We start from the raw sequence: 14,379 nt of genomic DNA on the forward strand, positions 1-14,379 counted from the left end.
TAACACGCACTGGAGGACCGAACTCACGCCTGTTGAAAAAGTCGGAGATGACCTGTGGCTAGGGGTGAAAGGCCAATCAAATCAGGAAATAGCTGGTTCTCCGCGAAAGCTATTTAGGTAGCGCGTCGCGTATTGCCGCGGGGGGTAGAGCACTGGATGGGCTAGGGGGGCGCGAGCCTTACCAAACCTAACCAAACTCCGAATACCCGCGAGCAGAGCGCGGCAGACAGACGGTGGGTGCTAAGGTCCATCGTCGAGAGGGAAACAGCCCAGACCGCCAGCTAAGGTCCCCAAATCACGGCTAAGTGGGAAAGGATGTGGGAAGGCCATGACAACCAGGAGGTTGGCTTAGAAGCAGCCATCCTTTAAAGAAAGCGTAATAGCTCACTGGTCTAGTTAAGCCGGCCTGCGCCGAAAATGTATCGGGGCTCAAGCCGTGTACCGAAGCTGCGGATGCGATCTTTGATCGCGTGGTAGCGGAGCGTTCCGTAAGCCTGCGAAGGGTGTCCGTGAGGCCGCCTGGAGGTATCGGAAGTGAGAATGCTGACATGAGTAGCGACAAACAGTGTGAGAAACACTGTCGCCGAAAGTCCAAGGGTTCCTGCGCAAGGTTAATCCACGCAGGGTGAGCCGGCCCCTAAGGCGAGGCCGAAAGGCGTAGTCGATGGGAACCACGTTAATATTCGTGGGCCTGGCGGAGGTGACGGATTGGAAAGCGTGTACGATCTTATCGGATTGATCGTGCTGTGGACCGGTTCCAGGAAATAGCCCCGCCATATAGACCGTACCCCAAACCGACACAGGTGGACTGGTAGAGTATACCCAGGCGCTTGAGAGAATGGTGTTGAAGGAACTCGGCAAATTGCCCTCGTAACTTCGGAAGAAGAGGGCCCCGTTGTGGCGCAAGCCATGGCGGGGGGCACAGACCAGGGGGTAGCGACTGTTTACTAAAAACACAGGGCTCTGCGAAGCCACACAAGGCGACGTATAGGGTCTGACGCCTGCCCGGTGCCGGAAGGTTAAGAGGAGGAGTGCAAGCTCTGAATTGAAGCCCCGGTAAACGGCGGCCGTAACTATAACGGTCCTAAGGTAGCGAAATTCCTTGTCGGGTAAGTTCCGACCTGCACGAATGGCGTAACGACTTCCCCGCTGTCTCCAACACCAACTCAGCGAAATTGAACTCTCCGTGAAGATGCGGAGTTCCCGCGGTCAGACGGAAAGACCCCGTGCACCTTTACTACAGCTTTGCAGTGGTGCTAGGGACTTCATGTGTAGGATAGGTGGGAGGCTTGGAAACATGGGCGCCAGCTCGTGTGGAGCCAACCTTGAAATACCACCCTTGAAGTCTCTGGCATCTAACCGTGGCCCGTTATCCGGGTCCGGGACCCTGCATGGCGGGTAGTTTGACTGGGGCGGTCGCCTCCCAAAGTGTAACGGAGGCGCGCGATGGTGGGCTCAGAGCGGTCGGAAATCGCTCGTCGAGTGCAATGGCATAAGCCCGCCTGACTGCAAGACTGACAAGTCGAGCAGAGACGAAAGTCGGCCATAGTGATCCGGTGGCTCCACGTGGACGGGCCATCGCTCAACGGATAAAAGGTACGCCGGGGATAACAGGCTGATGACTCCCAAGAGTCCATATCGACGGAGTCGTTTGGCACCTCGATGTCGGCTCATCACATCCTGGGGCTGGAGCAGGTCCCAAGGGTTCGGCTGTTCGCCGATTAAAGTGGTACGTGAGCTGGGTTTAGAACGTCGTGAGACAGTTCGGTCCCTATCTGCCGTGGGTGTCGGAGTTTTGCGAGGATCTGTCCCTAGTACGAGAGGACCGGGATGGACATACCTCTGGTGCACCGGTTGTCACGCCAGTGGCATGGCCGGGTAGCTAAGTATGGACGGGATAACCGCTGAAAGCATCTAAGCGGGAAACCCACCTCTAAACCAGAGCTCCCTTGAGAGCCGTGACAGACCATCACGTCGATAGGAGGCATGTGGACGGGCAGCAATGCTTGAAGCTAAGCCTTACTAATCGCTCGATCGGCTTGATCTCGACACCACTAACCGCGCCATGCGCAGCAGCAAGCCTGCTCCAAAGCAGTGCTTGACCAGCGCATCGCCGTTCGATACATCCTCCTCACTTGCACTGAACAAGCATTAAGCGCTTTCGGTAACAGCGTCGGTCTTGTGCCTCGGTGACCTGGTGGTCATGGCGAGGTGTCAAACACCCGATCCCATCCCGAACTCGGCCGTGAAAAGCCTCCGCGCCAATGGTACTGCGTCTTAAGACGTGGGAGAGTAGGTCGCCGCCAGGTCGCTCAGGCACATGAGACGCTCAATACGCAAAAGCCAAATGCTTGCATCTTCACGACATCCGTCATCCAGCATAATGGACATCCGCGGGGTGGAGCAGCCCGGTAGCTCGTCAGGCTCATAACCTGAAGGCCGCAGGTTCAAATCCTGCCCCCGCAACCACCGACAGTTGACAGCCCGCCTCCCACGAGGCGGGCTGTCGGCGTTTCGGGTCCGCCCCGGCGCACGCCTCCAGGATCGCCGGCAGGTCGCCAGAACGCTGCGCCTCCAACCCGGCGTTCGAGAGGGCAGGGGGCACGCGACTTTGTCGACCGCTGCCCCGGCTGATGCGCCAGATGGCCCTTTGCAGCAACGATTCAGAGCCGGTCAGCGTGCTCCCACCACGGTAAGGAAGGCGGGGTTATCAAGCGCTTCGTCAATGGTGGCCTGCATGCTGTCATTGGCAAGCTTGGTGAGTTCCTCGACTGAACCGAAGACTGAACCGCTCCGGGTTTCTCGGAGGTCATTTGTGTTGAGTCACGCCGCCATAGCGACGTCCTCGGTTTGGGTATAGTAACGCGCTTCGGCCTCGGCGGGAGGAATGTTGCCGATGGGTTCGAGAAGGCGCCGGTGGTTGAACCAGTCGACCCACTCCAGGGTGGCGAACTTGACAGCCTCCAATGTGCGCCATGGCCCGCGGCGCCGGATCACCTCGGTCTTGTAGAGACCGTTTATGGTCTCGGTCAACGCGTTATCGTAGGAATCGCCAACGCTGCCCACGGAGGGCTCGACCCCAGCTTCGGTGAGACGCTCGGTGTAGCGGATCGCAACGTATTGCGATCCGCTGTCGGAGTGATGGATGAGGCCGCTGCCCTTGGCCGGCCGGCGATCGTGAAGTGCCTGTTCGAGCGCATCCAGAACGAAGCCGGCGTGGGCTGTACTGGACACCCGCCAGCCCACGATGCGGCGCGCGAAGGCGTCGATGACGAAGGCGACATAGACGAAGCCCTGCCATGTCGACACGTATGTGAAATCGGCCAACCACAAGGCGTTCGGGCGGGGCGCCTGGAACTGGCGGTTCACTCGGTCAGCAGGACAGGGCGCCGCCCGGTCGCTGATCGTGGTGCGCACCGCCTTGCCGCGTGTCGCCCCCTTCAGACCCATGTGCTTCATCAGCCGGGCCACCGTGCAGCGCGCCACGTCGGTGCCCTCCCGCCGCAACTGTCGCCACACTTTCCGTACCCCGTAGACCTGAAAGTTCGCGTCCCAGACCCGCCGGATAGCCTCCCTCAGCTCCGCGTCACTTCGCGAGCGGGCCGGCGCCTTGGCCGGATCGGCCCGCCGGGCGGCATGGGCGCGATAGGTGGACGGGGCGATCGGCAGCACCTTGCAGATCGGTTCGACCCCGTGGACGGCGCGGTGCGCGTCGATGAAGGTGATCATTTCCGGAACGGGCGGTCGAGCTCCGCCTGGGCGAAATACGCCGACGCCTTGCGCAGGATCTCGTTCGCCTGGCGCAGTTCCCGCACCTCACGCTCCAACGCCTTGATCCGCTCCTGCTCGTCCGTCGTTGGGCCGGGCCGCTTGCCCTGGTCGCGCTCGGCTTGCCGGACCCAGCCCCGCAGTGTCTCCGCCGTGCAGCCGATCTTGGACGCGATCGAGCCGATCGCAGCCCACTGCGAGGCGTGATCCCCCTCATGCTCGAACACCATCCGAACCGCGCGCTCGCGGACTTCAGGGGCGTATTTCGCTGATCTCTGCTTCGTCATGATGACTCTATTTTCTCAAGAAATGGAGCCTCCGACAAACCCGGAGCGGTTCACTTTCCTCGTTCGACGCGCCAGGATGACCGAGCCAATCTGCCGGATCGCCCCGGGCATGCCCGCTCCGAAGCTCGACAGACACATTGATCTTTGAGGATTTCCGTGCCCGCCCATATGGAGGCGGAGTTCGGAAAGACCGCTTAGCCGCGCCCGACGAACGGCATGGTCGTTGCCATTACGGTGACGAACAGGGCATTCGCCTGCGGCGGCAGGCCGTCCATGTACAGGACCGTATCGGTCACGCTTTTCATGTCCATCAACGGCTCGGGTTGAACGGATCCGTTGGGCTGCAAGGCTCCTTTGCCCAACTTGGCCGCCATGTCGGTGGCAGCGTTGCCGATGTCGATCTGGCCGCAGGCGATGCCGTGGTTGCGGCCGTCGAGCGCGATGGACTTGGTCAGTCCGGTAATCGCGTGCTTGCTGGCCGTGTAAGGTGCCGAGTAAGGGCGCGGGGCGTGCGCCGACAGGGAACCGTTGTTGATGATCCGGCCTCCTTGCGGCGACTGACGCTTCATCAGCCGGTAGGCGGCCTGGGCGCAGAGGAACGCGCCGGTGAGGTTGACGTCGATGACGCTGCGCCACTGGTCATGGGACAAATCCTCGAACGGGACGCCTGGTACGTTGGTCCCGGCGTTGTTGAACAGCAGGTCGAGCCGGCCGTAGACCCTTTCCACCTCGGCGAACAGGGCGTCCACCGCTGCCGGATCGGCCACGTCGATGGGTAGCGCCAGTACATGGGTACGCTTCCGCTCGGCCACCTGCGCGATCGTGGCGTCCAGCCGGTCTGCCCGGTGGCCGGCGAGGACGACCCGGTAGCCGGCGTCGAGCAGGCCCAGCGCCACGCTCCTGCCGATGCCGGAGCCGGCCCCGGTCACGACAGCCACTTTCCCGACCTTATCGAGGGTATCGGCCATCTGTCGGCATTCCTTCTTTGCAAACCGACCGGCGCCGGCCAAAGCTCTCCCGCGAGCGGCGCCACCGTAAAAGCTCTTGTGGAAAGTCAGTCCCGCTGTGCGGCGACGTACCTCTGCATTCCCTTCATGACATGCGCCCGCGCGGCGGCCGCAGTGCGCTCCACATCCCGTGCGGCAAGCGCCTCGAGCACCGCGTCATGCTCGGCGTTCGATTCGATCAGGCCGTCGCCGGTCTCGTATCCGCGCCGCCGCAGCAGGTGCATCCGGTCCACCAGCCGCCGATAGGTTTCCTGAAGGACACGGTGCTCCGTCATGTCGATCATGCGATCGTGAAACTCGATGTTCAGGGGGTAATAGCTCTCGATGTCCTTGTTCCTGGCGCAGACGAGCAGCCGGGCATTAATGTCCTGCAGTTCCCCGACCTGAACGTCCGTGATGATGCCGGCGAGGCGGCGGGCACCCATTTCCTCCAGGCAGGCACGCATTTCGTAGAGTTCGATGGCTTCCTTGGGCAGGAAGTCGCGGACGAACACGCCGCGATTCTTCTCGAGCTTCACCAGACCGGCCTCTTCAAGGCCGCGGAACGCCTCGCGGACCGCCGCCCTGTTCACGTTGAGCTTGGCCGTGAAACTCGTCTCGACAAGCTTGTCTCCGGATATCAGCTCGCCTTCCCGGATCATGCGGACGATCCGCTCCTGCACCAGAGTGGCGAGCGTCTTCGACCTGACGAGCTCAAGCTGGTCTTCAACCGTGGGCATGCCGTTCCTCTTTCCCGGCCCGATGGAGCCAAAGCGGGAAGGAGCGTGCGAACCGTCCTTTCCCACCGTCAGAGATAGCAGTTCGGCGGCAAAAGTCAACTTTCGAACTTTATGATTGTCGACAATCAGATTCCTTATTGACGTATTGTCAACAATCAGACATCCCTATTGTCAATGCGCCGGAGCGGCGCGGAATGGGAGGAAAAAATGACGATGATCTCCAGACGGACGTTCGGCAAAGCGGTCACCGCGGCCACCCTGGCCGTTTCAGCTCCCGCGCTGATCCGGTCCGCCAAGGCGCAGTCCTTCAGGTACAAGTTCGCGCACGGCTTCCCGCTGACCCATCCGTTGCACGCCCATCTGGTCGCCGCCGCCGAGCAGATCGGCAAGGACAGCAACGGCGGCCTCAGGATCGAGGTCTTCGGCTCCAGCCAGCTCGGCGGAGACAGCCAGATGATGTCCCAACTGCGCAGCGGCGGCGTCGAGTTCTTCACGACCGCTGGCCTGATCCTGAGCACCTTCGTCCCGGTCGCGTCGATCTACGGGATGGGCTTCGCCTTCCAAAACTACGATCAGGTCTGGAAGGCGATCGACGGCGATCTCGGCGACCATATCCGGTCGGCCTTCGCCAAGGTCGGCGTGCATCCCTTCGCAACCGTGTGGGACAACGGCTTCCGCCAGATCAGCACCGGGTCCCAGCAGATCGCGAAGGCGGCGGACCTCAAGGGGCTGAAGCTGCGCGTCCCGGTGAGCCCGCTCTACACCTCGCTCTTCAAGGCCCTCGGTGCGGCACCCGTCAACATCAACCTGGGCGAGGCCTACAGCGCCCTCCAGACCCAGCTGGTCGACGGGCAGGAGAACCCGCTGGTGGTGTTCGACACGGCGAAGTTCTACGAGGTCCAGAAGAACATCTCCGAGACCAACCACATCTGGGACGGGTCGTGGCTGCTCGCCGGCAAGAATGCCTGGAGCGCCCTGCCCAAGGATCTTCAGGAGATCGTCACCCGTAATTTCGACGCGGAAGGCCTGAAGCAGCGTGCCGCCTCGGCGGCGCTCAATGCGTCGCTGAAGGAAAAGCTGACGGTCGCCGGCATCACCTTCACCCGGCCCGACATCGAGAGCTTCAAGGCGGAGTTGCGCCGGGCCGGCTTCTATGCCGAGTGGCGGCAGAAATACGACGCCGACGCCTGGAAGCTCCTGACCAAATACACCGGCGAGCTGACGTGACGAGCGGCGGCATGGAGGTGAATCTCACCCCGGGACAGGAGGCCGACGGGTTTCCCCCGGTCTCCGTCCGCAGCTCGGTCGCAGCCTCGATCGAACGGGCGATCATGGCCATCACCTGTCCGGTCGCAGCGGCGCTGGTCGTGGTCATCGCCGTGATACTCTTCAGCGGCGTCGTCGCACGCTACGTCTTCGACGCCCCCATCAGCTGGGCCGACGAGCTGGCTGCCATCCTGTTCCTCTGGCTTGTCATGCTGGGGTCGGTCATCGCGCTCGGCCGCAACGAGCATATGCGGCTCACCCTGGTCGTCGGCAAGGTCGGGACAGGCACCCGCGCGGTTCTCGAGGCCCTGTCAGTCCTCACGATGGCGGCCTTGCTGATCCTGCTCGTCGCGCCGGCCCTGCATTACGCCGACAGCGAATGGATGATCACGACCCCGGCGCTCGAACTGCCGGACGGCTTGCGGGTGCTGGGCTTGGCGGTTGGCATCGCTCTCATGTTGATGATCTGCCTCGCCCGCCTGCTCGCCGCCGCCAACCTGCGCCAACTCTCCGTCGCCTTCATGATCGTTGCCGGGTTGGCTGCTGCTCTGGTGGTCGGCGAGCCGGTGCTGATGAGCCTCGGCAAGTACAATCTGGTGGTCTTCTTCGTGCTCGGCGTCGGGGCCGCGGTCCTGGTCGGGGTGCCGATCGGCTTCGCCTTCGGCATCGCGACGGCCGCCTACCTGACGTCGACGACGAGCATGCCGCTAGAGGTCATAATCGGCCGCATCGACGAGGGCGTCTCGCACATCATCCTGCTGTCCATTCCGATGTTCGTGCTGCTAGGCCTCGTCATGGAATCCAGCGGGCTGGCGCGCGCGCTGATCGGCTTCATGGCGAGCCTCGTCGGCCATGTGCGGGGCGGGCTGCACTATGTCCTGCTCGGCGCCATGTACCTCGTCTCGGGCATTTCCGGCTCCAAAGCGGCCGACATGGCGGCGATCGCTCCGATGCTGTTCCCCGAGATGGAAAAACGCGGGCTGCCGCGCAAGGATCTCGTGGCGCTCCTTGCCGCCTCGGGTGCCCAGACGGAAACCATCCCACCGAGCTTCGTTCTTATCATCCTGGGTTCCGTCACCGGCGTCTCCATCGCCGCCCTGTTCACGGCCGGCCTTCTGCCGGCGGTCGTCGCCGGCGCCGCCCTGGCGGTGGTCTGCGCCTTCCGGGCACGCGGCGACAACCTGAGCGGCGTCAAGCGGCCGTCGGCGCGGGAGATCGGCAAGGCGTTCGTCTATTCACTGCCGGCTCTGGCGCTTCCGTTCATCATCCGGGCCGCCGTGGTCGAGGGGGTCGCGACCGCCACCGAGGTCTCGACCATCGGCGTGGTCTACGCGGTGCTGGTTGGTGCTGTGGTGTACCGCAAGTTCAACTGGCGCGGCTTCTATCCCATGCTGGTGCAGACGGCGGCGCTGTCGGGATCGATCCTCATCATCCTGGGCATGGCGACCGCGATGGCATGGGCGCTGACCCAGTCCGGCTTCTCGCGCGATCTGGCCGCGGTCATGACGAACCTCCCCGGTGGTGCGGCCGGCTTCATGGCGGTGTCCGTGGTGCTGTTCGTGCTGCTCGGAAGCCTGCTGGAAGGCATTCCGGCGATCGTGCTCTTCGGGCCGCTGCTGTTTCCGATCGCGAAGACGCTGGGCATCCACGAAGTCCATTACGCGATCGTCGCGGTCCTCGCCATGGGTGTCGGGCTGTTCACGCCGCCCTTCGGCGTCGGCTTCTATGCCGCCTGCGCCATCGGACGGGAGTCGCCCGACAGCGTGATGGGCGCCGTCTGGCCCTACATCGCCGCCGTCGCGGCCGCCCTGGTGATCGTGGCCGCCGTCCCCTGGATCTCGACCGGCTTCCTCTGAGCTTCGGCTCCGAACCTGAACGCTCATACACCCCGTTGGAGGACAAAACGTGATTGGATACCAATCCGTCGGGTGCGGCCCGTCCAAAATCGTCATGCTGCACGACTGGCTGGGCGACCGAACCACCTACGAACCGATCCTGCCCTATCTCGACGAGGCCCGCTTCACCTGGGTCTTCCCGGACCTGCGCGGCTATGGCCTGTCGCGCCACCTCGAGGGATTTTCTCTCGACCAGGCCGTGGCCGACCTGACCGAACTGGCGGATCACCTGGGCTTCGGCAGTTTCGCCGTCGCCGGCCATTCGATGAGCGGGATGGTCGCCATGAAGCTCGCGCTCGCCCTGCCGGAGCGCGTGACGGCGGTGGTGCTGGCGGCACCGGTGACCGCCGGCGGCCTCGATCTCGATGATGACACGCGCGCCTTCTTCGAGAGCGTCGCCGTCGACCGGTCGGCCTGCCGCAACATCGTCGCCGCCGTGACCGGCAACCGGTACGGAGACGTCTGGCTCGATCACAAGGCGCGCCGGTCGCGGGAGACCGCGACGGATGCGGCGCGTAGCGGCTATCTGAAAAACATGCTGCTCGGCGGCGGCTTCGCCGACGAGTTGGCAGGCTACGCCATGCCTACGCTGGTGGTGACCGGCGCGCATGACGCCGACGGTTTCCGTGAGGCCGATGTGCGGGACAAGCTGGGGCCCGCCGCCGCCGGAAGCCGCTTCGAGACGATCCATGAGGCCGGCCACTACCCCATGCAGGAGACGCCGGTGCGCTACGCCGCGCTGCTCCACGACTTCCTGTCCTGATCCGTTCGGACAAGGCCCTTCCGGCCGCTCCGGCGGCCCAGCAACACCAGGAGCATCATCGCTGATGTCCACGAAGCTATCATTGTCGCCCGATGCCGGGACCGCGGCGCCCCAGCCGTCGTCCGAACTGATCGAGATCGCCCGGTCGCCGGACTTTCTCTGGAACGGTGCCGTGGCGACCGGCGGCCGCCTCTTCGCATCGATGCCGGGGTGGCTCGGGCCGACGCCGGGCGTCGTCGAGGTGTTCCCCGACGGCTCCTTCAAACCCTTTCCCGGTAACCATTGGAACGAATGGGCCGAAGGCAAGGATCCGACGCAGCATTTCGTCGACGTGAACAGCATCATCCCGGACGGCAAGGGAAATCTCTGGGTGCTCGACGCGGCAGCCCCCCACTTCGCGACCGCGATCGAGGGCGCCGTCAAGGTCGTGCAGATCAGCATCGAAACCGGGGAGACGAAGCGGGTCATCATCTTCGACCCGAAGACCGCCCATTCCGGAACGCGCCTGGCGCACATGCGCTTCCACGGCGATCACGCCTTCATGGCGGAATCGAAGGAAGGCTCCTTCTACGTCATCGATCTGCGCGACAACAGCTACCGGCGCATTCTCGTCGGGCACCCGTTGATGCGCTGCGAGCCCGAGGACGTGCCGATAATGGAGGGGCGCAAAATCACGCTCCTCAACGGCAAGCCGATGTACATCCACAACGACCTGCTGGAGTTCGGCTCCGATCCGGACACCCTTTACTTCATGTGCCTGTTCGGCCGGAAGATCTTCAAGACGCATGTCGACACGTTCAAGGATCCGTCGCTGACCGACAGCGAAATCGCCAGCCGGGTTTCCGTCGCCTTCGATGTCGGGGGGCCGTGGGTCGCCGGCATCTGCCGCGACCGCGACGGCACCTGGTACCTGACCGACGCGGAGAACAACGGCATCCGCCGCATCCGGCCCGACAGCAACGGCGCGTCCGAGATGGTGGTCAGCCGGCCCGACCTGGTCTGGCCGATCACGCCGTCGATCAGCACGGACGGCTACGTTCATTTCACGGCATCGCAGCTGAACCGGGTGCCGATGTTCTCCGGCGGGGGAAATCTCGTCGAGCGGCCCTGGCACATGTTCAAGATCAAGGTGAGGGATTGACGATGTCTGGTAAAGCCAAGGTCGTACTGACCGATTACGTCTGGGAATCGCTGGACGTCGAGCATCACACGCTCGACGGGATCGCCGATCTGGTCCCGTTCAAGGCGGCGGCTCCGGCCGAGTTTCTCGAGCAGGCCGCCGATTGCGATGCCCTTCTCAACACCTATGCCGGCCCGATCACGGCCGAGGTGATCGGGCGGATGCCCAAGTGCAAGGTCATCGCCCGCTATGGCATCGGCGTCGACACCATCGACCTGGCGGCGGCGACCGAAGCCGGCATCATCGTGACCAACAACCCGACCTATTGCGTCGACGAGGTTGCGGAACACGCGATGGCCCTGATGCTGGCGGCCGCCCGCAAGATCGCCTTCTACGACCGCCGCGTCCGCGCCGGCGAATGGGCGGTGCCCCTGGGCAAGCCGATGACCCGGCTCGCCGGCAAGACGCTCGGCCTCGTCGGGTTCGGCAACATCGCGCGGAAGGTGGCCGCACGGGCTGCGGCCTTCGACATGCGCGTCGTGTTCAGCGACCCGTTCGTCGAGAACGGCCAGTTCGCCGTTCCCGGCGAGAAGCAGGAGTTGGACGCGGTGCTGGAGCAGGCGGATTTCCTTTCGGTGCACCCGCCCCTCACCACCGCGACGCGCGGACTGATCGGGGACGAGGCCTTCGCGCGCATGAAGCCGTCCTCCATCCTGATCAATGTCGCGCGCGGCCCGATCGTCGACACCGCCGCCCTGGTACGCGCCCTTGATACCGGTCGCATCGCCGGCTGCGCCCTCGACACCACCGATCCTGAGCCGCTCCCCGATCCGCATCCGCTCCGCGGGCGCGAGAACGTCATCATCACGCCGCATGCGGCCTGGTACAGCGAAGAGGCGATGGTCGGGCTGCAGTCGGGAGCACCGTCGGAAGTCCGGCGCGTGCTGAGCGGCGAGTGGCCGATCAACGTGGTCAACCCGGCCGTGAAGGGCCGGAACCGCGCCGGCCTCTGAGGCGGCCTCCGGGAGGGCCGCGATCCCCGCCGGACGACGGGGACGCATCACGTCTCACATCATGAAACACAACCGGGCCGCTGCGAACGCCTCGCCGACCGAAGGGCTTTGCCGGACGGACGGACGGGCATTCGACAGGCGGCGCCACAAGGACGATGACCGATGAAATTGTGTCGCTATGGCCAGGATGGGGCGGAAAAGCCGGGTCTGCTCGATGGAGAGGGCCGGCTGAGGGATCTGTCGTCGCACTGTTCCGACCTCACGGCGGAGATGCTGTCGCCGGAGGGGCTCCGCCGGTTGACGGCCGTCGATCCCGCCGGCCTGCCCGTCGTCGACGGCAATCCCCGCTTCGGCATCCCGTTTACGGGCACGTCGAAATATGTCTGCATCGGTCTGAACTATTCCGACCATGCCGAGGAGGCCGGCCTGGCCGTGCCGAGCGAGCCGATCATCTTCCTCAAGGCGGTCAGCGCGATGTGCGGCCCGGACGAGCCCACGATCCAGCCGCTGGGGTCGACCAAGCTCGACTGGGAGGTGGAGCTCGGGGTCGTGATCGGCACCAAGGCGCAGTGCGTTTCAGAAGCCGACGCCCTGTCGCATGTCGCCGGCTATTGCCTGCTGAACGACGTGTCCGAACGCGCGTTCCAGATGCAATCCTCCCAGTGGGACAAGGGCAAGGGATGCGACACGTTCGGTCCGGTCGGACCGTGGCTGGTGACCGCGGACGAGGTCGCGGATCCGCAGGCGCTGTGCATGTGGCTCGACGTCAACGGACAGCGCATGCAGGACGGCAGCACGGCGACGATGATCTTCGGCGTCAGGACCCTGGTTTCCTACGTCAGCCGTCACATGACGCTGATGCCGGGCGACATCATCGCCACGGGCACGCCGCCCGGTGTCGGGATGGGGCAGAAGCCCGAGCCCGCCTTCCTGAAGGTCGGTGACGTGGTGACGCTCGGCATCGAGGGTCTGGGCGAGCAGACCCAGCGGGTCATCTCCCATCCGCTCGCCGTCCGATAGACAATCACACATCAGGGCCAGCCCGTTGCGGCCGATGGTGGCCGCAATGGGCTGGTCATGCCGTCTTGAGCAATGGGAACGATAGGAGAGGGAACACCTCCCATGCCCCGGTCCCCAGCGTCCACGCGGCGGCACGATGGCCGGGGTCCACCGCCCGGAAGGCCGCCGCCGCGCTGCGCAGGACGACGGTGGTGGCGATGAAGGCCAGGGCCAGTACCACGCCCGCCGGCGAGAACAGCAGCCCCAGCCCCGCCACCAGTGGCGGCATGACCAGGGGCACGTCGAGCAGGGTATCGAGCAGCGCCCGTCCGGGAAAGGGCCGCCGCGCCATCAGATAGGCGGCGGGCAGCCCGAGCAGCAGCGCGATCGCCAGCGCCGCCGCCGAGGTCAACAGCGACAGGCGCAGGGCGAACAGCGTTTCCGGCGCCGTGACGGCTGCGGCCAGTTCCCCCGGCCGCAGCCGCAGAGCCAGCGCACCCAGCACGCCGACGATCATCAGGGCGATGAGCGCGAGCGGCAGGATGAGCAGACGTTCGAAGCGCGTCATGCGGCGCCTTATGGTTTGGGCGCTGGCGGGAACCCAAAACTCTGGAAAACGGCCAGCCCGGCGTCCGACGCCAGGAAAGCGGCGAAGCGCCGGGCGGCGTCCGGCGCGGTGCTGGTCTTCAGTACGGCGACCGGGGCGTATTCCGCCTGATACCAGGATGGCGGAATCGCCAGTACGGTGAGCTTACCGGGATTCTGCGCCACGTCGGCGGCGCCGATGATGGCGGCGTCCACATTGCCGTCCAGCACATAGATGGCCAACTGCTTCACCGTCGCCGCGCGGGCGGTGACGTTCTTGCGGATCGCCTCGCCTTGGCCGGACTTGTCGAGGATCTCCCCTGCCGTGCGCCCCAGCGCCAGCGCCCGCGGATCGCCGAGGCCGAGACGCAAGCCGGGCTTGGCAAGGTTGGCGACGCTGCGGATGGCGTCCGCCCTGGCCGGCGCCATGGCGAGAACCGGGCCATGCATCACCAGAACCTGCAGGTCGGCGACGGCGTCCTGCTCCTTCAGCTTGTCGGTGTAGAAGGTGGTGCCGGGAATGAATAGATCACCCTTTCGCGTTTCGGCGAAGCGGGCCAGCAACTGGCCGGAACCGCCATACTCGGCGCGCACGACGATGCCGGTTTCCTTCTGGAACGCCGTGATCAGGGCGTCCACCGGGGGCCGCAGTCCGGCTCCGACATAGGCATACAGTTCCTGCGCCGAGGCGGCGGCAGCCTGGACGGCGAGGAGGCCGAACGCAAGGACCAGGGTTTTCAAGCGCATCGGAAGCGTCCTTTCAACAGAATCACGCCGACGGCCAGAATCGCTATATCCAATTCAATATTTCCGGTGCCGGGTCAAGACCGCAGTTTATGAATGGATATGGCCGTATGACAGCGGGCGTGCGGACAGTGTTGGCCCCCCTGGCAGGCTGCCGCTCCAGCCCACATTGCCGGTGTTGCGCTGATCCAAAGGTCGATATAGGGTAATCGC

At 64.4% G+C, this 14,379-nt stretch carries 11 protein-coding genes, 1 tRNA gene, 2 rRNA genes and 1 other annotated feature (1 of these 15 only partly in view); of the genes, 9 read left to right on the forward strand and 5 right to left on the reverse strand.

What is annotated here, in order from left to right:
• From TSH64_RS33295 to TSH64_RS33305, 3 genes are all read left to right on the forward strand, one after another.
• Positions 1–2,047: ribosomal RNA gene (locus tag TSH64_RS33295) — 23S ribosomal RNA — on the forward strand (it extends 699 nt beyond the left edge of the window).
• 146 nt (positions 2,048–2,193) lie between these two features.
• Positions 2,194–2,309 (forward strand): 5S ribosomal RNA (rrf, locus tag TSH64_RS33300).
• Between the two features lie 83 nt (positions 2,310–2,392).
• A tRNA-Met gene (locus TSH64_RS33305) sits at positions 2,393–2,469 on the forward strand.
• 354 nt (positions 2,470–2,823) lie between these two features.
• Here the strand turns inward: TSH64_RS33305 and TSH64_RS33315 are convergent.
• From TSH64_RS33315 to TSH64_RS33325, 3 genes are all read right to left on the reverse strand, one after another.
• A protein-coding gene (locus TSH64_RS33315; RefSeq protein WP_199237730.1) for an IS3 family transposase occupies positions 2,824–4,055 on the reverse strand; the annotation gives its coding sequence in 2 pieces (ribosomal slippage) (positions 2,824–3,761 and positions 3,761–4,055; 1,233 coding nt in all).
• Positions 3,655–3,771: a sequence feature (AL1L pseudoknot), on the reverse strand. It overlaps the preceding gene by 117 nt.
• 194 nt (positions 4,056–4,249) lie before the next feature.
• Positions 4,250–5,023, reverse strand: a complete 774-nt coding sequence (locus TSH64_RS33320; RefSeq protein ID WP_109451632.1) for an SDR family oxidoreductase — start codon at positions 5,021–5,023, stop codon at positions 4,250–4,252.
• 86 nt (positions 5,024–5,109) lie between these two features.
• Complete coding sequence (locus TSH64_RS33325; protein WP_109451634.1) at positions 5,110–5,781, reverse strand: FCD domain-containing protein; 672 nt, start codon at positions 5,779–5,781, stop codon at positions 5,110–5,112.
• Positions 5,782–5,988: 207 nt separating this feature from the next.
• Between TSH64_RS33325 and TSH64_RS33330 the strand changes: the two genes are divergently transcribed.
• The 6 genes from TSH64_RS33330 (at position 5,989) to TSH64_RS33355 (ending at position 12,858) form a co-directional block, all read left to right on the forward strand.
• The gene (locus TSH64_RS33330) at positions 5,989–7,008 is read left to right on the forward strand and encodes a TRAP transporter substrate-binding protein (RefSeq protein ID WP_199237731.1); all 1,020 of its coding nucleotides are present in this window, start codon (positions 5,989–5,991) and stop codon (positions 7,006–7,008) included.
• A gap of 11 nt (positions 7,009–7,019) precedes the next feature.
• Positions 7,020–8,903, forward strand: a complete 1,884-nt coding sequence (locus TSH64_RS33335) for a TRAP transporter large permease subunit (protein WP_109451638.1) — start codon at positions 7,020–7,022, stop codon at positions 8,901–8,903.
• Between the two features lie 49 nt (positions 8,904–8,952).
• Positions 8,953–9,705 (forward strand): alpha/beta hydrolase, encoded by a 753-nt coding sequence (locus tag TSH64_RS33340; protein ID WP_146208094.1) that lies wholly within the window; start codon positions 8,953–8,955, stop codon positions 9,703–9,705.
• A 64-nt stretch (positions 9,706–9,769) separates the two neighbouring features.
• Positions 9,770–10,846, forward strand: coding sequence for an L-dopachrome tautomerase-related protein (locus TSH64_RS33345; RefSeq protein ID WP_158285445.1), 1,077 nt, complete (start codon positions 9,770–9,772; stop codon positions 10,844–10,846).
• 2 nt (positions 10,847–10,848) lie between these two features.
• A complete protein-coding gene (locus TSH64_RS33350) occupies positions 10,849–11,838 on the forward strand; it encodes a C-terminal binding protein (RefSeq protein WP_109451644.1) in 990 nt (329 codons plus the stop codon).
• A 162-nt stretch (positions 11,839–12,000) separates the two neighbouring features.
• Complete coding sequence (locus tag TSH64_RS33355) at positions 12,001–12,858, forward strand: fumarylacetoacetate hydrolase family protein (RefSeq protein ID WP_109451646.1); 858 nt, start codon at positions 12,001–12,003, stop codon at positions 12,856–12,858.
• Between the two features lie 55 nt (positions 12,859–12,913).
• On the opposite strand, the gene TSH64_RS33360 is transcribed toward TSH64_RS33355, so the two are convergent.
• A complete protein-coding gene (locus TSH64_RS33360) occupies positions 12,914–13,405 on the reverse strand; it encodes an ABC transporter permease subunit (RefSeq protein ID WP_109451648.1) in 492 nt (163 codons plus the stop codon).
• An 8-nt stretch (positions 13,406–13,413) separates the two neighbouring features.
• Positions 13,414–14,169, reverse strand: coding sequence for a molybdate ABC transporter substrate-binding protein (gene modA, locus TSH64_RS33365; RefSeq protein WP_109451650.1), 756 nt, complete (start codon positions 14,167–14,169; stop codon positions 13,414–13,416).
• Positions 14,170–14,379: the final 210 nt, after the last annotated feature.

Origin of the sequence: Azospirillum sp. TSH64 (assembly GCF_003116035.1) — a bacterium.
In the GTDB taxonomy this organism is placed as follows: Bacteria; Pseudomonadota; Alphaproteobacteria; order Azospirillales; family Azospirillaceae; genus Azospirillum.